We start from the raw sequence: 21,190 nt of genomic DNA on the forward strand, positions 1-21,190 counted from the left end.
AGGTAGCTCAGCTACTTCGCCTTTCTTTTTATTCTGCTGGTTTTTCTTGATTTCCAGTAGCTGTAGAAGATTCTGTTGTTTCATTTTTTGAAGTTGATTCAACAGGTTTAGAATCTCTTGTATTGGTTGGTTTGTTTTCGTCGCTAGCAGTTTCACTGTTAGATTCTGCAGTTGCGTTTGGTTGGTTCTCAGCACTGGTATTATCACCATTTGCCTCGGCATTTCTTGCTGGACTTGTTTCTTCACTTGCGCTAGCTTTTGACTGGATTTGGTGATTCAAAACTAGAATAGCTTTTGTCAATTCAAGTAAAGCTGCTTTGTCTTTACTCTTAGCAGAAAGTTGATCTAGTAATGCATCCACTTTATCAAAGTCATCATCAGAACCATTATTACTTTCTAAATAAGAGTGAAGCGATATGAGAATATCGTAGAGTTTTTGATAGAGTACAAGTGTCTGAGGATCTTGTTCAGCATTTTCCTTCTCTTGTTGAAGGGCGCTAGCGATACGAGTCAAGACATCTTTTACCTGGCTATTTACTTCATCCAAGTCTGCATCAGCCTTGTTTGTGGCAGCTTTGAGATTTTCTACTTCTTCTGCCAAGGATTGTCTGATTCCTTCTTCTTGGATTTGCTCCAAGAGTTGATTTGCCTTGCTCAAGAGGCTTTCTACTTCTTCCTTGCTAACATGATTGACATGCTCTTCTTTTTTAAGATCAGGATAAAGATCTTTCAAAAATTCATAAATCGCTTGCTTAGCAGATTGGTTATCAACTGTTTCTTTATCTAGAACTGTTTCATTTACTTTTGTAGAAGCTGGCTGATTTTTCAAAGCCTCTTCTACTTCTTGTTTTGTTTGATAAATGCTTGGGAACAGTTTATTCAAGTCCACAGCCTTACGGAAGGATTGGGATTGATATAAAGTAAAAGTCAAATTAGCTACTTTATTACGAAGCTCATCACTTAAACGACCATCATTTACATTCTCATAGAAGTACTTGATATATTCCACTGTTGTATCGCCAGTACGATCATTAAAGTCTTGAAGAGCTTGAAGTTGTGATTCAACCGCTGCTAAACCAGCCTCATCTTTAGCCAACTTAGCTTCCTGGAGTCGAACGAGAAGGTCTTTCTTAGGAAGTCCATAAGTGTCTGTATCTAGCGTATTGATTTTATCAATCAAGGATTGATATTTCTTATCTAAAGCACTTGTTTCAACAGGTTTGACACTTTCATCAATATGGATATATTGCTTATCAAAGAGATCAAGTGTCGCAAGATAACCTGCTGTAGAGTTAGTTGCTAGTTTCTTCATATTTTCAGTAAACTGTCCTAAGGCTAACTCAATCTGTCTTTGTTTGATTGGATCGTCTTTATAGACGTTTCGACTTTCAGCAAGAAGTTGATCTACTTTTGCTAAAACTGTTTTCTCATCAAAGGCCCCAGGCTGATAGTTGGATTTCAGGGCTGGAATCTTGTTTTTCAAGGCTACTTCATAGCCCTTAGTTTGAACCTTGATGTAGTGATTGTGGTCTCCATGAGGGATCACAAAACTGCCGTTTTCAACCTGCAAACGATAAGGTGATACGCGATCACGTAAGGCAGTCGTATAAAGTTCATTTAGGAAATCAAGTTCAGGATTTCCAGTTTGGAGTGGAAGTCGAACGTGTTCCTTACGAACAGCATAGGGATGGATATGAGTTGGATCGTAGGCTTGGTCAGGATTATTAAATACAAAGAAACCTTTTGAAATTCTAATAGCTTCAAGTGGAACCCCATAGGTCTTAGAAATATAAGCTATTTTTTCTTCATCACTAGCATCTTTAGAGAATGATTCAACAGATTTTGCAAGTGGTTGAACAGGCTCTGCATCATGATGTGTTTTCAAATGATCCTGAGCTTCCTTAATTTGTTCTGGTGTCAAGTCCTTCTTGAAGAAGTAATGATTGTGGTCTCCGTGACTCATGACAAATCCTTGATCATCCTCACTAATGACACGATCGGCATCAAAACCGTGATCGTGATCTTCACCATGATGGTGGTCATGCTCATCGCCATCGTGATCGTCATCATGAGCTGGATTTGGTGTAGCTGTATTTGCCCCTTTCAAGTGGTCTTGCGCTGCCTTAATTTGCTCTGCTGACAAGTCCTTCTTGAAGAAATAATGATTGTGGTTACCATGACTCATAATAAAGCCTTGCTCATCTTCAGCAATAATACGATTGGCATCAAAGCCGTGTCCACCTTCTTCATGTTCCTCATGTGAAACACTAGGATTGGCTGCAAGAGACGGCGAAGGTGCTACTAGACCATTGTTTGGAAGAGTCGGTTGCCCAATTACGGTCGATTTTGGAATGTAATGGAAATGATCACCATGTCTTACAATATAAGCTGTTGCTGTTTCCTCGACAATATCTTTAGGATTAAAGATATAACCATCAGATGTTGAAGAGATAGGCTTATTTGTAAGTAATGAGGCATGATTCAAAGTAGATGGACTACTTGAAAGACTTCCTAGACTAGACGCTGCTTCATGAGGTTTTTCATTTGTAGAGACCGTAGAACCAGTTCCACCGATAGGCACCATTCTAGCAATCTTTTCTTCTAAAGGAGAGAGTTTGCTGTAAGGAATAAAGTGATAATGGTCGCCATGTGGAATCGCAACTCCATTTGGTGTACGACTGATAATCTTAGCAGGGTCAAAGACCAAGCCATCTGATTCACTGTAACGTTGGTCGCTAGGTAAATCATAGAGTTCTTTCAATAGACTCTGGAGATTTTCAGCTTTATTTGCTGGCTTGCTAGTTGAGCCTTGTGCTACAGATTGCGTGTTATTGTCACTAGCTGTTGAAGAATAGCTTAACTGGCTCGGTTGCGTATTTTTCCCAGCTAAATAAGCTTTTGCTGCTGCTAATTCACTAGCAGACAAATCACTTTTTGGAATGTAGTGATAGTGACCTCCGTGAGGAACGATATAAGCATCACCCGTATCTTCGATAATATCAGCTGGATTAAAGACATAACCATCATCTGTCGTATAACGTCCCTGAGACCTTGCTACAGCGACATCTGAGCTGACCTTCTCATTATCTTTGACATGTTCTTGTTTTTGACGATTGATTTCATCTTTGGTTCGAATATTATCAGCATGAGCTGCATCTTTCAGGTAGACATAATATTTTCCATCGATCTTGATGATATAACCACCCTTGACCTCATTGACAATATCAGCGTCTTTAAGTTGATAGTTTGGGTCCTTCATCAAAAGTTCTTCACTAAAGAGGGCATCATAAGGAACTTTCCCATTATAGTAATGATAGTGATCACCGTGTGACGTTACATAGCCCTGATCTGTAATCTTAATGACAATTTGCTCAGCCTGAATTCCTTCTTTTTGGCTAACCTGGTCTGGTGTCAAGTTTTCAGTTTTCTGACTTGACTGACTGCCATCCACATAAGAGACACGATTATTGTCCTTATTTTCCTGCGAACGATGCTGGTTTAGTGCATATGCACATAGACTCAAGGATACGATAACAGCTGATCCAGCTGCTATATACTTTTTACTGAATTTCATAAATCCCTCATTTCAATAAATGATGAAGCTTTTTCTTAACTTCTTTTTCTCGGTTAAACATTTTTTCTAAACTGGTTATTTAACCATTTAATTAACCAGTAAATAGTTTACCTTTTTTAAGTTTATCTGTCAAGATTTTTATATCATTTAAAAAAATAAAAGCCAGTATTACTACTGACTCTTACATTATATCGATTTAATAGGATAAACTTATGCTTCTGGCTTCGTCTCAATTGACTCACTACCTTTTAACAAAGCAAGTAATTTTTCTGCCTCTGTCATGATGTCATTATTATCCATGGTTTGCAGGCTCAAGTTACCTCGTAAACTAGCCAGGGTTTCAGTCGCAGTAGCTTTCAGACTAGCATCCGTTACTTTATCAAGTAAAGCTTCTACTTCTTTGAGTTTAGCTTCTACTTTTGCAGTCTCTACTTGATGGACTTCTGGCTCTTCTGTAGTATCTTCAGCTTCTTCCTCTGTCTCGTCTTCATCAGTGCTCGGTTTATAAAGATTATCTGCTGAAGGATTTAAACCAGCGTGATTCTCTTTTTCATCAGATTCAGAGCGAGTTGGCTCACTTACTTCATCATGTTCCTTATTTTCATCAGGTTTACCGTCTTGGTCTGCCTTATTTTTACGAACATGGTCGCTAGCATTACCCCAACCATTATCTGAATGAGGACGTTGGTCCGGATGTTCAACGTAGTATTTTACAGTCGCAAATAAATCTTCTAAGGTATAACCCTCAGGTGCCTTATAGAGTCCTTCGTCAAACCATGCAAACTTAAGATTATGATAGTGATCAAAGTGAGGAATTATAAAGTAACCATTCTGTACAGCTACAGTATACTGTAAATGATTTGGTATTTTTTCTAATGGTACCTTGTTCTCAGCTGTTACGCGGTTATAGATAGCTTCTGTCCCTGTTGCCTCTGGTTTTGCTTCAGTAGAATTTGGAGCTTGTAAGCCTTTTTCTTTAGCATAAGCCTGAGCTGCTGCCCTTTCAGCTTCAGATAAGCTGTCTTTTTTAATCCAGTGGCTATGGTTCAAGTGTGGAGTGACGTAGGCATTTCCTGCATCACTTTCAATATCATGTTCGTCAAAAATGTAGCCATCTGAGGTTGTATATTTACCTGCTAATTTCGCTAATTTAATTTCATCGTTTGTATAGGCAATTTGAGCATTTGGTTTGCCAAGGCGTTCTGGGTGGGTAATTGGTGCTAGAAATGCCAATAAATCATCTACCAATTTTACTTTATTATTAGAAGATTCATTATTCAAGCGTTCTGCTAATTTGTCTAAGGCTTGGAAATCAACAGCACGCCCCTTATTTTCAGACAAGGCTTTATGAGCCTGGGTTAACAGATTATAAGCTTTATCATAAAATTCTTTGTCACGAGAAGAGACGTTTTCTTTCTTCGCAACTAGAGCATGTGTCTCTTGAGTTTTCTTAGACAAGAGATTTTCAATAGCATCAATCTTATCCTTAGCCAAGTCTTTAGCAAAAACATAGTGACTGACACCAGCAATTTCCACAACATATCCTTTTCCAACTTTTCTAACAACCTGTTCTACTGCAAAATTAGTTTGTTTTTTCTCAGTTGACGGTTGAGCTTGCGGTTTTGGTGCTGGTTTCAAATAATGCATTCCTGGCACGACTGCACCATTTTGCCCTTTTAACAGAATCATTCTTGCAATCTTCTGCTCTAAATCAGACATTTGTGAATAAGGGATAAAGTGATAATGATTTCCGTGAGGCACAGCAACACCATTTGCTGTACGATCTGTTATTTGTGCTGGGTCAAATACCAAGCCATCCGATTCCACATGTCGTTCTGACAAAGGTTTGGCATACAATTCACGTAAAAGGCTTGAAATATCTTCCCCTTGATTCTGATGATAAGTTGGAGTGACAGTTAGATTGTGGTTCTCTGACAAGCTTGGTTGAGCTAGATTTGCATTATGACTAAAACTTGAAGAAGGACGAGACCCCTGCTTCCCATTCCAATAGGCTTGGGCTGCAGCTAATTCCCCTGCAGACAAAGCGCCTTTTGGTATATAGTGGAAATGATTTCCATGCGGTACAATAAAAGCGTCACCTGTATCTTCAATCACATCTGACGGACTAAAGACATACCCATCATCCGTTGTATAGGCGCCTCCAGTTGATCTATTCGATGCCGGCGTATTGAGATTAAAGTTTGGTTTAATGGTTGAACTTAGTTTATCTGTACTGCTTGGTTTCGTATTATCAGAATGCTTTTGAACTGGCTGACCTCCAATTGGAAGATTTCGAGCCAATTTTTCTTCCAAGGCAGACATTTGCGAATAAGGAATGAAATGGAAATGATCCCCGTGAGGCACTGCCACACCATTGGCAGTACGTTTTGTAATCTGTGCTGGGTCAAATACTAATCCATCAGACTCCACATGACGTTGGCTAAGTGGCAAAGCGTACAATTCTTGAAGAAGACTAGCTAAATCCTCACTTTGACTTTCAGAATCTGTTGCAAGATTTTGAGGTGTCTCAGATTGACTCGTTCTCACACTAGATCTTGTTTCAGCTCTACTTGAACGATATTCAACCGTACTTAATTGGCCACCTTTTCCAGATAAGAAGGCTTGGGCAGCAGCTAATTCACTGGCAGACAAATCACTCTTCGGAATATAGTGGAAGTGATTGCCATGAGGAACGATATAAGCATCACCCGTGTCCTCAATGATATCAGAGGCATTAAAGATATAACCATCATCCGTTGTATAGCGTCCCTGCGCTCTGGCTGCAGCAACAGCATTATCTGTGCTTGCATTATGATTATGACTATGTTCCTGCTTCTGACGTTTAATCTCTTCTTTTGTACGAATATTGTCCGCATGAGCCGCATCTTTAAGGTAAACATAGTATTTACCGTTTACCTTAATGACATAGCCACCCTTGATTTCATTGACAATGTCTGCATCCTTCAACTGATAATTCGGATCTTTCATGAGAAGTTCTTCACTGATGATGGCATCATAAGGAACCTTACCATTATAGTAATGATAATGGTCTCCATGAGAGGTCACATAACCTTGATCCGTAATCTTGATAACAATTTGTTCGGCGTTGATTCCCTCTCTCTTACTGACTTCATCTGGTGTCAAATTTTCTGCCTTTTGACCAGCCTGATCACCGTCTATATAAGCAACTCGATTAGACTCTTTCTTAGCCTGACCAGCTTGGTAACGACCAAGTTCATAGGAACAAACACTTAGGGCAAGAACTGCCACTGAACCTGCTACATATTTTTTATTGATTTTCATTCTTTCCTCACTTTAATTCTTCTGCTAAAACACTTATATTTTCTTCAAGATTTTCTAAATAAGTCTTGTCATTTTGTGGGTCTGCCTCTAAAGGATTCAGAGTTTTAAGACCTACACCTGTTGATTTAACAAGAGTTTCAGCTACTTTTGAAGAAGCATTACTTTCTGTAAAAATCGTTTTAACCTTATAGGTTTTAACAAATTCCTGAATTTCTGTTAGTTGTCGTGGACTTGGTTCTTGTTCAGGAGAGATGCCTGCAATACCAAGTTGATGAAGTCCAAATCGCTTCGCTAAATAAGAAAAGGCTGTATGTTGTGTTACAAAGGTTTTCTGACTCGCTTTTTCAAATTTAGGCTGGAATTTCTTAGTTAGTTCTTGAGCTTTTTTGATAAAGGCTTGCGCATTTTTCTGGTAAGTTTCTTTATGCTCACTATCCACCTCTGAAAGTTTATCAGCGATAATCTGAGCTTCTTCGCCAGCTTTTTCAGGATCTAGCCAAGTGTGAGGATCATAGAGCGTTTTTTCATCAACTCCATCCCCTGCTTCCACATCTTCTAGCCCTGGGACGCGGTCTAAAGTCATTCCCTCTGAAGCCTCTAAGACCTTCACTTTAGATTTTTTTAGATTGGGATCTAAACTTCCTGCCCAAGATTCGAGCGTATGCGAATGGTAAACAAAGACATCTGCATCATAGATGGCCGCGATGTCATTTGCCGAAGGCTCAAAGGAGTGAATCCCACTACTTGACTGAATCATCCGAACATCATTCAAGTCACCAGATACTTCCTTAACCATAGCGTAGATAGGATAAAAACTGGTCACAATTTTCATCCCCTTTCCTGTCTGGCTTTCCTTTTGACTACAGGCTCCTAGCAATAAAAGAAAAACACTTAACAAGACTAAAAATAAATTTTGTTTCTTCATGAACAACTCCTTAACCGTTTAATTAACTAGTAAACATTCTACTCCTAAAAATTTAATCTGTCAAGATATTTTTAGAAAAAAATTGAAATTTCTTTCACATATAAAAATCTGCTGAGTTTCAACAACTCAACAGATTTTCACTTTATATACTCAATGAAAATCAAAGAGCAAATTAGGAAGCTAGCCGCAGGCTGCTCAAAGCACGACTTTGAGGTTGCAGATAGAACTGACGAAGTCAGCTCAAAACATGTTTTTGAGGTTGTAGATGAAACTGACGAAGTCAGCTCAAAACATGTTTTTGAGGTTGTAGATGAAACTGACGAAGTCAGTAACCATACATACGGCAAGGCGAAGCTGACGTAGTTTGAAGAGATTTTCGAAGAGTATTATTCTTCTATGGTAGAATGCTTATAACCATAAGTGAAGTAAATAATACTTCCTATCAACAAGGCAATCAAGAAAGCAATCCAGGTTTCCATATTATACTGTAACATAAAGGATAAACAAATGATGATTGATAAAATCGGTAACAGGGGTACCAAGGGAGTTTTAAATTCCCCAGCTTTTGGCATTCCTTTTTCTTTCCGTAAGCGAATCAGACCGTAAGCCAGCATAATCAAGTAGGCCAAGGTACAAATATTTAAGAAGGCTGCAATACTAGCTAGTGGGAACATTCCTGCTGCTACTGCTGAAGCTAGACCTGTCAAGATAGTCGCATTTTTGGGTACCTTGCTTGTTTTGGTCAGTTCTTTAAAGGCAGCAGGCATTAAGCCGTCACGCGCTAAACTGTAAATCATACGCGATAGGGCATAGGTCATCGAAATACAAACTGTAATCAAGGTCAAGATAGCCACTAATGACACATAGTTGGCTGCCCAACTAATCCCAATGCTACGAAGTGCAAAGGCAACGGCGTCATCGACATTTAAATGACTATAGTGAACCACACCAGTCAAGACAAGCGTCACCAAGGCATAGAGAATAGTTACGATAGAAAGCGATAAGACAATCCCTCTAGGAATATTTTTTTGAGGAGTCTTGACCTCATCTACAGCCATAGAGATGGATTCAAATCCCAAAAAACCGAAGAACATCAAGGACGCACCAGCCATAATACCAGTACTAGCACCATAGATTTGTCCAAAACCATAAGGAGCAAAATTGCTCCAATTATCAAGCTTAATATTCCAAATCCCTACTAAAACAAAGAGAGCTAAAGCGGAAAATTTCAAAATGACTAGAATCGAATTAAAGCGTAAGGCTGCCTTAGCATTTAGTAAAACAAGCGAAGTCACCAAGACCAAGACAAGAATAGGCAATAAATCAACAAATGTCCCTGCTTGAGGATTAAAGGTACCATTTAATGCCTGAGGAAGGGCTATCCCGTATTGAGAAAGCAAGCCTTTAAAATAAGCTGCCCAACCCGAAGCCACACCAGATATAGCTGTCATGAATTCCATCATGGTTAACCAGCCAGCCAACCAAGCTGGAAATTCTCCTAAAATAGCATAGAGATAACTGTAGGCACCACCTGTAGCAGGTACTCGTGAAGCAAATTCTGCAAAAAAGAGGGCTGATAATCCCACACACAAGGCAGAAATGACGATTGAAATCACTAGGGCTGGACCAGCAAGCGTTGCAGCTGCAGTACCTGTAATTGTAAAGACACCTGTCCCTACCATGGCTCCAATACCCAGCAAAATCAAATCCCATAACTTCAAATGCCTGTGCATCTCTGTTTTATCTAAACTAACGTTCTTTGTTCTAAATATATTCATCTTTGACTCCAAAATAAAATGATAATTCTATTTTACCATAAATATAGGAGATTTGTGAATATTTATAAAACATTTTCCTAAAAAAATCTGACTACATCTTGTAATCAGATTTTATCGATTCTAGTTCATTTCTTTAAAAGCTGCTTCTGCATCCGCATTGCTGATAGCACCAAATTGAATCTTTCCAATCTTTCCTTGGCTATCAATTAGGTATTCTGTAGGAATACTTCGAATTTGATAAGCTTGGAAGGTCGTTGCTTTGGTATCATAAAGAACTGGGATATCCTTATAACCTTGTTCCTGGAACCATTGTGGGAATTGCTCAACGGTTTTTTCACCTTGAATTCCCGGTGCAATGACACTAAGAATTTCAAAATCGCGATCTGGTTTTGCAGCCAATTCCATCAACTCAGGCATACTTTTTTTACATGGACCACACCATGAAGCCCAAAACTTCAAGTAGACTTTTTTACCCTTATAATCAGATAACTTGACTTCTTTGCCATCCATGGATTGCAAGGTGAAGTCTGGAGCCTCTTTTCCAACAGCGATTTGTTGTACAGTCGTTTGTTGTTTTGGCTGTTGTGGGGCTTGAGTTTTTTTAGTCTCTTCCTCACCACAGGCCATCAATACAACTAATGACAAGAGACTTAAGCCAGCAAACATTACTTTTTTCATTTGTTCTCCTTTATTCAAAAATTCCAGCTAGAACATTTACTTGTCCTAGTATTAACAAAATTCCCATTAAAATAATGAGCAAACCACCAATTTTCTTCAGTAGCATCATATGACGCTTGATTTTACTAAAATAAGGCATCACAACTCCTGAAGCTAGGGCCAAGACCAAGAAAGGAAGGGCCATGCCCAGAGTGTAAATCAAGGTATAGATAGCTCCTTGCCAAGCACCATTGCCCCCAGAAGCCGCAAGCGCTAAAACAGAACTTAAAACCGGACCAATACAAGGTGTCCAACCAAAGCTAAAGGTAATACCAAGTAAAAATGCTGACCAATAACGATTGGCTGCTGATTTCTTGAAAGTAAAGCTTTTTTGAACCTCTAATTTCTTAAAATGAAAAATTTCCATCTGGTGAAGGCCTAAAATGATGATAATTGTGCCCATGGTATAGCGAAACCAATTGGCATAGAGAATATTACCAAAGTAACCAGCACCAAATCCTAGAATAAAGAAAATAAGAGAGATACCTGCGATAAAGCAAAGCGTCCGAATCAAACCTGACCAGAGAACCTTTCTCCCAAACAAAGAAAAACTTTTTGCGCTTTCCTGATCATCCAGCAAAATTCCAGCATAAACTGGCAGAAGTGGAAAAATACAAGGAGAAAAGAAGGACAAGACCCCTGCTAAAAAAACGGAGATTGAAAATACTAGCGTTTCCAATAAAGAACCAACTTTCTTAAGATTTCTAATCCTATTTTACTATATTCAATTTAATTTGTATGCTTTCTGCTACGCAAAATCGTATCGGGAACTATTGGACTAATCTTTTCTTTTGCTAGTCAAGGTGGATTTTATCCCCCAAAATAGCCAAAAAGCAACGACAAGGGTTACTCGTCGCTGCTTTTGTGAACGGAAACGTCTTTTAGAGTTGACATTTCATAAATCATGTTTTACTTGAGTTTGGCAAGGATTGCTTTAAGCTCCTCTACTAGTTTAGCTTCTGTCTCTGCTGAGCCATTTTCCTCTTTCACGAAATCAAGGGTTTCTTGGAGAAGGTTTTGGGCTTTGGCAAGGACTTTTTTATCCGCTTTTTCTACATCTAGCTGTCCAAGAACTTTTGTCAATTCCGTGCTTAATTGCTGGATTTCTGACTCTTTCTTACGGCGAACCAACCAGAAGGCAATCACACCTAGAAGAGCAAGTAGACCGACTACAATCACTCCTGCTGGAACTGAGTTTGTTTCAGTCATCTTATCTGAATCCTTACTATCTTCCGTTCCTTGTTTGGCATCCTTCTTGTCCTGTGTAGGCTTGCTGTCGCTAGCATTTGCTTTCACATCTTTGAGAGAGTCCAAGGCAGCCTTCACAGACTCTACTGCAGTACGCAGACCTTGCTCTGTCAAGGCACTATCTTCCAGAGCTTTTTGAGCATCTAGGAGGACAGTTTTGGCTGCATCGATTTTCGCATCAGATACTGTTGCCAAAGCTTTCAAGCGTTGGTCTAACTCTTGAGTCAAGGCACGAAGTTCAGACTTGTCGACTTGCTCTTGAGCTGGAGCTTGCGTGCTCGTTGAGCTAGCTGGAGCGCTTGCTGCTACTCTAGGAGCTTGAGTCGGAGCTGAACCTGGAGCTGGAGCAGGACTTGCAGGTTGACTCGGAGCAGTTGGTTGAGACGGTTGTGGAGCTGGCTCAGATGGAGCTGTTGGAGTCTCAGTAGCTCCTTGATCTGGCTGAGTAGGGGTAGAAGGTTGAGGTTGAGGCGTAGGAAGCGGACGTGGAGATGGTTGTGGATTGATGTTCTTGATAGCATCGATTCCTGCCACTTTTGCCTGTTCTACATCCTTATTTGTTACACCCTTGTCCACCGCAATCTTAGCATCCTTAGCTTCTTGATCCACCTGTTGCAATGCTCTTGACTTGTCCTCAGTTGTCAAATCAAAACGATTCGAAATTTCTGTTTTCTTAGCAAATGCAGCAGCATTGATTGCTTCTACAGCTGCGGCTTTGTTACTTTTCGCTTTGGTTGCTGCTGCTTGGATATTACTTATTCCTTTATCTTTTGCAGCTGTTACTTTAGCGTCCGTATCCGTATCAGCCTTATTGATTTCATTTCTTGCTGTTGTTGCTGCTGCGGTAACAGCTGCTGTTAGACTAGCTTTTTCATCTGAAGTTAATCCTCCATTATTGGTAATATTACCTTTTTGAGTTCTTTCTTCAGTATCAATTGCTTCTACAGCTGCGGCTTTGTTACTTTTCGCTTTGGTTGCTGCTGCTTGGATATTACTTATTCCTTTATCTTTTGCAGCTGTTACTTTAGCGTCCGTATCCGTATCAGCCTTATTGATTTCATTTCTTGCTGTTGTTGCTGCTGCGGTAACAGCTGCTGTTAGACTAGCTTTTTCATCTGAAGTCAATCCTCCATTATTGGTAATATTACCTTTTTGAGTTCTTTCTTCAGTATCAATTGCTTCTACAGCTGCGGCTTTGTTACTTTTCGCTTTGGTTGCTGCTGCTTGGATATTACTTATTCCTTTATCTTTTGCAGCTGTTACTTTAGCGTCCGTATCCGTATCAGCCTTATTGATTTCATTTCTTGCTGTTGTTGCTGCTGCGGTAACAGCTGCTGTTAGACTAGCTTTTTCATCTGAAGTCAATCCTCCATTATTGGTAATATTACCTTTTTGAGTTCTTTCTTCAGTATCAATTGCTTCTACAGCTGCGGCTTTGTTACTTTTCGCTTTGGTTGCTGCTGCTTGGATATTACTTATTCCTTTATCTTTTGCAGCTGTTACTTTAGCGTCCGTATCCGTATCAGCCTTATTGATTTCATTTCTTGCTGTTGTTGCTGCTGCGGTAACAGCTGCTGTTAGACTAGCTTTTTCATCTGAAGTTAATCCTGCATTATTGGTAATATTGCCTTTTTGAGTTCTTTCTTCAGTATCAATTGCTTCTACAGCTGCGGCTTTGTTACTTTTCGCTTTGGTTGCTGCTGCTTGGATATTACTTATTCCTTTATCTTTTGCAGCTGTTACTTTAGCGTCCGTATCCGTATCAGCCTTATTGATTTCATTTCTTGCTGTTGTTGCTGCTGCGGTAACAGCTGCTGTTAGACTAGCTTTTTCATCTGAAGTTAATCCTCCATTATTGGTAATATTACCTTTTTGAGTTCTTTCTTCAGTATCAATTGCTTCTACAGCTGCGGCTTTGTTACTTTTCGCTTTGGTTGCTGCTGCTTGGATATTACTTATTCCTTTATCTTTTGCAGCTGTTACTTTAGCGTCCGTATCCGTATCAGCCTTATTGATTTCATTTCTTGCTGTTGTTGCTGCTGCGGTAACAGCTGCTGTTAGACTAGCTTTTTCATCTGAAGTCAATCCTCCATTATTGGTAATATTACCTTTTTGAGTTCTTTCTTCAGTATCAATTGCTTCTACAGCTGCGGCTTTGTTACTTTTCGCTTTGGTTGCTGCTGCTTGGATATTACTTATTCCTTTATCTTTTGCAGCTGTTACTTTAGCGTCCGTATCCGTATCAGCCTTATTGATTTCATTTCTTGCTGTTGTTGCTGCTGCGGTAACAGCTGCTGTTAGACTAGCTTTTTCATCTGAAGTCAATCCTCCATTATTGGTAATATTACCTTTTTGAGTTCTTTCTTCAGTATCAATTGCTTCTACAGCTGCGGCTTTGTTACTTTTCGCTTTGGTTGCTGCTGCTTGGATATTACTTATTCCTTTATCTTTTGCAGCTGTTACTTTAGCGTCCGTATCCGTATCAGCCTTATTGATTTCATTTCTTGCTGTTGTTGCTGCTGCGGTAACAGCTGCTGTTAGACTAGCTTTTTCATCTGAAGTTAATCCTGCATTATTGGTAATATTGCCTTTTTGAGTTCTTTCTTCAGTATCAATTGCTTCTACAGCTGCGGCTTTGTTACTTTTCGCTTTGGTTGCTGCTGCTTGGATATTACTTATTCCTTTATCTTTTGCAGCTGTTACTTTAGCGTCCGTATCCGTATCAGCCTTATTGATTTCATTTCTTGCTGTTGTTGCTGCTGCGGTAACAGCTGCTGTTAGACTAGCTTTTTCATCTGAAGTCAATCCTCCATTATTGGTAATATTACCTTTTTGAGTTCTTTCTTCAGTATCAATTGCTTCTACAGCTGCGGCTTTGTTACTTTTCGCTTTGGTTGCTGCTGCTTGGATATTACTTATTCCTTTATCTTTTGCAGCTGTTACTTTAGCGTCCGTATCCGTATCAGCCTTATTGATTTCATTTCTTGCTGTTGTTGCTGCTGCGGTAACAGCTGCTGTTAGACTAGCTTTTTCATCTGAAGTTAATCCTGCATTATTGGTAATATTGCCTTTTTGAGTTCTTTCTTCAGTATCAATTGCTTCTACAGCTGCGGCTTTGTTACTTTTCGCTTTGGTTGCTGCTGCTTGGATATTACTTATTCCTTTATCTTTTGCAGCTGTTACTTTAGCGTCCGTATCCGTATCAGCCTTATTGATTTCATTTCTTGCTGTTGTTGCTGCTGCGGTAACAGCTGCTGTTAGACTAGCTTTTTCATCTGAAGTTAATCCTGCATTATTGGTAATATTGCCTTTTTGAGTTCTTTCTTCAGTATCAATTGCTTCTACAGCTGCGGCTTTGTTACTTTTCGCTTTGGTTGCTGCTGCTTGGATATTACTTATTCCTTTATCTTTTGCAGCTGTTACTTTAGCGTCCGTATCCGTATCAGCCTTATTGATTTCATTTCTTGCTGTTGTTGCTGCTGCGGTAACAGCTGCTGTTAGACTAGCTTTTTCATCTGAAGTCAATCCTCCATTATTGGTAATATTACCTTTTTGAGTTCTTTCTTCAGTATCAATTGCTTCTACAGCTGCGGCTTTGTTACTTTTCGCTTTGGTTGCTGCTGCTTGGATATTACTTATTCCTTTATCTTTTGCAGCTGTTACTTTAGCGTCCGTATCCGTATCAGCCTTATTGATTTCATTTCTTGCTGTTGTTGCTGCTGCGGTAACAGCTGCTGTTAGACTAGCTTTTTCATCTGAAGTTAATCCTGCATTATTGGTAATATTACCTTTTTGAGTTCTTTCTTCAGTATCAATTGCTTCTATTGCACCAGCCTTATCTAACTTCGGTGCAGGCGCTGTCGCCTGAATACTATTTGCTGAAAAGTCCGTCTTCAATCCTTCGTAATATGTAGTATTTGTTCCCTTACGAACATACGCCACTACAAGTCTAAGATTATCCGTTCCTATTCCTTTTGTTTGATCACTATATTTAGGAGGAACAAAATCAAAGCTCCCATCTGTCTTTACTGGGGCTTCCGCAACAACATGATAACCATCTGCCTCTGGTAAGTAACTATAAGGATTTTGCCGTCCTCCGGTTACTAAATAAGCTTTTAACTCAGCATCAGATGGAAGATTGTTAGGCTCCGCCTTTGTGCCAATAGTACCAGAAACTACTGGTTTCTCATTAGCTTGTCCTTCTAAATTTTTACTAGTTGTTGTAAATCTTGGGGTAGGTAGAGGACGAGCAATACTTACTGTGGTATGTTCACTATGACCTGCGCTATCTGTAGCTGTGACAACGATATTAGATAAACCATGTTTATTTCCAGGAATACGACCTGTTAAATCTACATATCCCCTTGATCCTATAGTTTTCAAACTTGACTTCGTCAATCCCAAGCCATCTAGTCCTTGCACATCTATATTTGTAATAGTACGACCACTTAAAGACTCAGCTATCAATCGAATATTATTCCCGACCGCTTCTCCCGTCAGTACTGGTACGACTTTATTAGTAGAATACTGAGGGTCAGAGCTTCTTCCAGTAGCTAATCCCACCCTCAAACTTGAAGTTTCCCTAGAATGTCTTAGATTTCCATCTAAATTAGCCGCTCCTCCCTGCTGAAGTTGACTAGCCTTTCTATACTCTTCAAGTGCCGCATTAAAAATCTCCTGATCAACAAGTCCAGTTTCCGATGTTCCCAATGCTGCATTGAATTTTTCGTATGCTTCATTGAGTTTTTGGACTTGTTCTTGATTTCCAGCACTGTTCTTGAGATTTTGAAGAAGCTTGTGTATATCATCTGATAGAGAGTAACTTCCTTCACCATTTATATAACTTGTACTGCTTGCAACACTTTCCTCTTCCTGATTCTCTACACTTCTATCTTGAGATTGAGGTGATTTGCTTCGGCGATCTATGGATACTGTTTCCTCTTCCAACTCTGGTTGAGCTTCTTTTTTATCTTTTTCTGCCTCAGACACGGGAGATGATTCGTCAGATACAGGTTTAGCTCCACTACCGCCTTTTTCTTCATCTGGCTTATCTACTATCGAGCTAGCTTTTCCTTCATCATCTTTAGATGGAGCTCCTGGCTCTTTTTTCTCTGTCTCTTGAGTGTTTGCTTTAGCTCCTTCTTGTTCTACGTTAAGATTTTGATTGCTTGTCTCTGATGAGCTTAGGGCAGATGAATTGTCAGGCTTGACATCCCTATCCGGAGTGACCACTTCTGTATTTGCTTCCGCCGCCTGGACTTCTGTCGCTGGATTAGCCGCAAAAAAGACAGACCCTAGCAAGACTGAGGCTGCTCCGATTGAAAACTTGCGTATAGAAAAGCGTTGGCGCTCATTCATTTTAAACTGTTTCATAGTTTTTCCTTTCTTTCTACCCTGTCTTTGCTCCTCTAGCCATGTTCATGCAGGCATCAACTCGCAATAAAAACAGGAAAACATGACCTTTTTCATCTTAAACAAATGACAAAAAGCCCATTGTTTACTAACACTTAATTATATCAACTTAGTCCCCTTTCCTCAACCTCACTTTGTTTTAGAAAATCGATAATTATATATATATATATATATGCATGTTGCTTATTTTAAAGGATTTAGAGGCTTCTTATTTGTAAATTTAGTATATTTTTCGTTATTTTCAGAAATTTTAAATTTATATGACATTCAAACAGAACTGCTTGTTTTGCTATCTATCGCCAGAAAAACCTATACTAGACTCAGCAAATAAAAAAACAGGCTCTCCGAAAAATCAGAAATCCTGAGATATTATTTGATATAACTCCTATCCCAAATCACTTGATGTAGGCTCTCCCAGTTTTGTCAAGTAGCAGAGGTAGACTAACCATGACAAAAATCAGCCATAGCCAGACTCGTAAAAGCCCAGATAAATATAGGAAAGAAGCAAAGAGAAAGGCCGATAGCAAAATCATACCCAAAGTCTCTCCAAAATTCCTGCAAATACCATAGAAGTCAAAGGAGAGATAAAGGATAAAGAAACTAAAGCAAAAACGCTTGCCTGTCTTTTAGTACAAAAAGCACACCTTGGCTAGATGGTGTGCTTGACCATTATTGCTGATTTTACAACAATGTCTCAAACTCAGTGACAGTCATTTCCAATTGCTGACTGGCAACCTCAGAAGTCAGAAGACCTTGACGAACCATATCTAGGAAGGCAAAAAGTTTCCCTTCTTCCCTTCCTTCAACTTTCCCACGCTCCAAGCCTTCTTCTCGCCCTTTTTCAATACCTTCTGCACGGCCACGTTCAAGTCCACGCTCTAAACCTTGTTCAATACCCTCTGCACGACCACGTTCCAACCCTTTTTCCTCAGCTTGCTCCAAAGCATAGTCCTGTGCTAACAAGGCTTGTTCTTCTCGCATACGTAGTTGGCTAAACATTTTCCTGTCCTCCTCGGACCAGCTCTTGTAGTCCAGAAGTTGGTCTGCTTGGCTGATGGCTCGCTCGGGTTCTTGGGTAAAGGGCTTGTTGCCGAAAAACTCCAACCATGGTTTACGAACCTTGTCTTTGCTGGTTTCCCTGTATTTTTTTAGGTCTTATTTATGATGGTTCTTCAATAGCGCTTCAAACTCAGCCACGGTCATGCCTAACTGCCGGCTGGCAACCTCAGGTGTTAGAAGACCTTGACGTACTAGATTTACTAAACCTACTTTTAATCCCTGTTCGATGCCTTCAGCTCGTCCACGTTCAAGTCCTTGTGCTAAACCTTTTTCGATGCCTTGTTCAATCCCCTCTGCACGACCACGTTCAAGACCACGTTCTAAGCCCTTTTCCTCAGCTTGTTCCAAAGCATAGTCCTGTGCTAACAAGGCTTGTTCTTCTCGCATACGTAGTTGACTAAACATTTTCCTGTCCTCCTCGGACCAGCTCTTGTAGTCCAGCAGTTGGTCTGCTTGGCTGATGGCTCGCTCGGGTTCTTGGGTAAAGGGCTTGTTGCCGAAAAACTCCAACCATGGTTTACGAACCTTGTCTTTGCTGGTTTCTCTGTATTTTTTTAATTCCAAGAATGCCATCTTGACCAGATGATTTTCTTGTCCATTGTTTGTAATTGTTAAAGCCTCTCCCGTCGTATCCTCTCGCATGCTAAAACTATGAAAAGCCAAGTCATCTGAGAAGTAGTTACTATCCACAATTGCGATAGCGTAAACAGGTGCGATATGTTTGTAACTCTGGTGTGTATCACCTTCACGTTGGCGAATTTTTTCAAGATTTTGATTGACCTGACTGCACAGGTAAGCCCATAAACGATTGATGAAAAAATTCTGATGGTGAACCTGAATCTCAATGATAACTTGAGTGCCGTTGTCCAACTCCGCCAAAACATCTATACTGGTATAGAAATCCTGCGCTGAGTACGGCATGGAAGGCAAGACATGAATATTGCTCCCCTCCAAAATGGTTACATTTTTGGCTGGCAAGTCCAGCATATCGCGGATAAATTGACAAGTGATTTCTGGATTGCTGAAAATTTTCTTAGCAACCAAGTCATTGGTCGGGCTGATGCCCGGATGACGTACAGTCATATTTCTTCTCCTTTCATTATAGCACATTTTTTAATCTAGGTTTACTAGATTTGATGCTTCTATCTATTTATTCGGAAAAGAAATTAAAAATCTCCTAATTTTTAATCAATTCTTTCTAATGGATATATAGAATAAAGGAAGCTTTCCAATTTCTAGTACTATTTTAGAAGTTATAGTGTAGCATTCCAACTTCAAAGCACCATAAAATCAATTGAAACAAGAACAATACAAACAATTCTCGTAAACGGATTGCAACCACAAAAAAGCAAGTATTCACAAGAATACTTACCTATCATGGAAGGAATAGTTGTTCCTCTTTTTTATTACTAAAATTCAAAGAATTCCAGAGCTTTTTTCAAGAGCAAATCCGTATATTCTGGATCTTCTTGGGCTACTTCTATTTCCCACTGAACTTTTTCCAAATCATCTGTAATCACTCCATCTACTCCTAAGTGAAGCGATTTATTGATAGCTTCTGAATCATTGACAGTCCAGACATAAAGTTTCTGGTCCGTTGTCCATAGTTTGCTTACAAAATATTCATCCAAGGTCGAGTACTCCATAGTATATCCTGTCGCCCTTGTTTTAGGAAAGACAGAATTGTAGGGCATGATGAAATAAACTGGCAGTTCGGCATCATACTGTCTTACTTTTTCGACAACATGGTAGTCTAAAGATTGGATTTGATGTCCATAAATCTTGAGCTTTGCAGCATAACGGGCTAAAAAGCGATCCATCATGTCTGGACTATCTTTTTTACTGGTTTTGATTTCAATTAGTAATTTTTGACCAAGTTCGTTGGCTCGACTGAGATAATCTTCAAAGCTTGAAATTTTAGTCTGGTAGCCATTTTCAAAAATATCAATCCCTTTAAGCTCCTCCAAGTTTAAGTCTTGAGGCCTTTTATTGATACCTGCTAGATTTTTCAAGTTAGCATCATGCATCATGACAAACTGCCCATCTTTTGTCTCCTGCACGTCCGTCTCCACCAAGTCTGGTTTGAGTTGTGCTGTAGTTTCCAAGGATTCTACTGTATTTTGAATCCCATTTGCATTGGAAACCCCTCGGTGAGAAATAAGCTGAGGTAGATGAACCATGGGAGCCTCCAGATAAATATAACCTTCTAAGGCAAAGAAAAGACTAGCACAAGTCATGACTCCCCATCGCATGATGTGATCTTTTTCTCTCCGAGGAAGCATATCCAGCTCCTTTCCTGTCAAAAATGAAACAAATTTAACCAAAAAGTAAGTCAGAGCCATATAATAGAGATTTTTAATCACGACAAAATTCAAAATACCAAGAATCAGAGACTCTCTCTGAGTGATATCATCTACCAAAGTTTGAGCCAATAACAAAGGAATCAAAGGAAGATAAAATAATAAATTTGCCTTGAGCAAGATATAAAATAAATTCCAAGCATAAAAAGCAACTCTTTTCTTGGTTTTCTCCAAGCTAAACATCACTGCTTCTCGAACAGTCAGCTGATCATATACAATCTTCGGAAGGGCAAACATCAATCTGACAGAGACATAGAGAAAGATAAGAGATAGAAGTAGGATGCTCAGCCACCATATCCAATATTTATCTTCTAAATAATCTTGGATAAACTCTGGAATGACGATTTTATTGAGATAATAAATCTTCAGCATTTTCCGTATAAAAGGAAAAAGCATAGCTATATAGAAAAAGATAAACAAGGCTTTGGCGCAAGTTAGCTTTTTCATAAATCCAAAACTTTCATGGAAAACCTTGCGGATATACTCAATTAGCCTTCGCTTTTCATGATAGAGGAGATGACGAGCACCAATAAAGAGGAGTCCTATTTGAAAATAAGCGACCAGCAGGTTAATGATAATCAAGGCCAAAAAAGCTAGACTAATCAATGGAGAATGAGTGAGGATGGCTAAGACATTGTTATAGGAAATAAAAAGATAACCTGTCTGATCTAATAAGAAGCTAGCCAACCATGAATTGAATGGTACCCACAAATACTCCACTATCATAAAAATTAAGAAAAAGAGAAAGAGGATTTTATCAAGATTGAGGTAAATCTGTTTAAAACCCAATTTTTTAGGTTTTTCAGGTTTCATA

At 39.4% G+C, this 21,190-nt stretch carries 10 protein-coding genes and 2 pseudogenes; 1 reads left to right on the forward strand and 11 read right to left on the reverse strand.

The annotated features are described in order from the left end of the window. Positions 1 to 28: 28 nt before the first annotated feature. The 3 genes from AC6I9F_RS05885 to adcAII all read right to left on the reverse strand — a co-directional run bounded on the left by AC6I9F_RS05885 (position 29) and on the right by adcAII (position 7,802). Complete coding sequence (locus AC6I9F_RS05885) at positions 29 to 3,574, reverse strand: pneumococcal-type histidine triad protein (RefSeq protein ID WP_498021036.1); 3,546 nt, start codon at positions 3,572 to 3,574, stop codon at positions 29 to 31. A gap of 210 nt (positions 3,575 to 3,784) precedes the next feature. Further along, positions 3,785 to 6,877 (reverse strand): pneumococcal-type histidine triad protein, encoded by a 3,093-nt coding sequence (locus AC6I9F_RS05890; protein ID WP_498021037.1) that lies wholly within the window; start codon positions 6,875 to 6,877, stop codon positions 3,785 to 3,787. A 7-nt stretch (positions 6,878 to 6,884) separates the two neighbouring features. Next, a complete protein-coding gene (gene adcAII / locus AC6I9F_RS05895; protein ID WP_173283029.1) occupies positions 6,885 to 7,802 on the reverse strand; it encodes a zinc-binding lipoprotein AdcAII in 918 nt (305 codons plus the stop codon). 153 nt (positions 7,803 to 7,955) lie between these two features. On the opposite strand from adcAII, the gene AC6I9F_RS05900 reads away from it, so the two are divergent. After that, complete coding sequence (locus AC6I9F_RS05900; protein ID WP_000692898.1) at positions 7,956 to 8,165, forward strand: hypothetical protein; 210 nt, start codon at positions 7,956 to 7,958, stop codon at positions 8,163 to 8,165. A gap of 23 nt (positions 8,166 to 8,188) precedes the next feature. Here the strand turns inward: AC6I9F_RS05900 and AC6I9F_RS05905 are convergent, their stop codons facing one another. From AC6I9F_RS05905 to AC6I9F_RS05940, 8 genes and pseudogenes are all read right to left on the reverse strand, one after another. After that, positions 8,189 to 9,580: an APC family permease gene (locus AC6I9F_RS05905; RefSeq protein ID WP_333503289.1), complete on the reverse strand. Its 1,392-nt coding sequence runs from the start codon at positions 9,578 to 9,580 to the stop codon at positions 8,189 to 8,191. 120 nt (positions 9,581 to 9,700) lie between these two features. Then, on the reverse strand, positions 9,701 to 10,258 hold the full coding sequence (sdbB, locus tag AC6I9F_RS05910) for a thiol-disulfide oxidoreductase-associated lipoprotein SdbB (protein ID WP_498021040.1): 558 nt from the start codon (positions 10,256 to 10,258) through the stop codon (positions 9,701 to 9,703). Between the two features lie 10 nt (positions 10,259 to 10,268). After that, the gene (ccdA2, locus tag AC6I9F_RS05915) at positions 10,269 to 10,976 is read right to left on the reverse strand and encodes a thiol-disulfide oxidoreductase-associated membrane protein CcdA2 (RefSeq protein ID WP_498021042.1); all 708 of its coding nucleotides are present in this window, start codon (positions 10,974 to 10,976) and stop codon (positions 10,269 to 10,271) included. Between the two features lie 230 nt (positions 10,977 to 11,206). Beyond that, positions 11,207 to 11,623 (reverse strand): EGFR-like transmembrane domain-containing protein, encoded by a 417-nt coding sequence (locus tag AC6I9F_RS05920; protein WP_050252989.1) that lies wholly within the window; start codon positions 11,621 to 11,623, stop codon positions 11,207 to 11,209. Positions 11,624 to 12,049: 426 nt separating this feature from the next. Further along, positions 12,050 to 16,918 (reverse strand): annotated as a pseudogene (locus AC6I9F_RS05925) (DUF1542 domain-containing protein); the annotation flags it as partial. 720 nt (positions 16,919 to 17,638) lie between these two features. Next, a pseudogene (locus AC6I9F_RS05930) lies at positions 17,639 to 18,112 on the reverse strand (Rpn family recombination-promoting nuclease/putative transposase); the annotation flags it as partial. Then, positions 18,113 to 19,099, reverse strand: a complete 987-nt coding sequence (locus AC6I9F_RS05935) for an Rpn family recombination-promoting nuclease/putative transposase (RefSeq protein WP_498021043.1) — start codon at positions 19,097 to 19,099, stop codon at positions 18,113 to 18,115. Between the two features lie 326 nt (positions 19,100 to 19,425). Continuing rightward, complete coding sequence (locus tag AC6I9F_RS05940) at positions 19,426 to 21,189, reverse strand: glycerophosphoryl diester phosphodiesterase membrane domain-containing protein (RefSeq protein WP_498021045.1); 1,764 nt, start codon at positions 21,187 to 21,189, stop codon at positions 19,426 to 19,428. Position 21,190 lies beyond the last annotated feature (1 nt).

This window comes from Streptococcus nakanonensis (assembly GCF_059738785.1).

Bases quoted from the DNA above. Each gene is read 5' to 3' on its own strand.
- AC6I9F_RS05940 (WP_498021045.1), bottom strand. From the start codon at position 21,189: ATGAAACCTGAAAAACCTAAAAAATTGGGTTTTAAACAGATTTACCTC.
- sdbB (WP_498021040.1), bottom strand. From the start codon at position 10,258: ATGAAAAAAGTAATGTTTGCTGGCTTAAGTCTCTTGTCATTAGTTGTA.
- AC6I9F_RS05935 (WP_498021043.1), bottom strand. From the start codon at position 19,099: ATGACTGTACGTCATCCGGGCATCAGCCCGACCAATGACTTGGTTGCT.
- AC6I9F_RS05900 (WP_000692898.1), top strand. From the start codon at position 7,956: ATGAAAATCAAAGAGCAAATTAGGAAGCTAGCCGCAGGCTGCTCAAAG.
- AC6I9F_RS05890 (WP_498021037.1), bottom strand. From the start codon at position 6,877: ATGAAAATCAATAAAAAATATGTAGCAGGTTCAGTGGCAGTTCTTGCC.
- AC6I9F_RS05885 (WP_498021036.1), bottom strand. From the start codon at position 3,574: ATGAAATTCAGTAAAAAGTATATAGCAGCTGGATCAGCTGTTATCGTA.
- adcAII (WP_173283029.1), bottom strand. From the start codon at position 7,802: ATGAAGAAACAAAATTTATTTTTAGTCTTGTTAAGTGTTTTTCTTTTA.
- AC6I9F_RS05905 (WP_333503289.1), bottom strand. From the start codon at position 9,580: ATGAATATATTTAGAACAAAGAACGTTAGTTTAGATAAAACAGAGATG.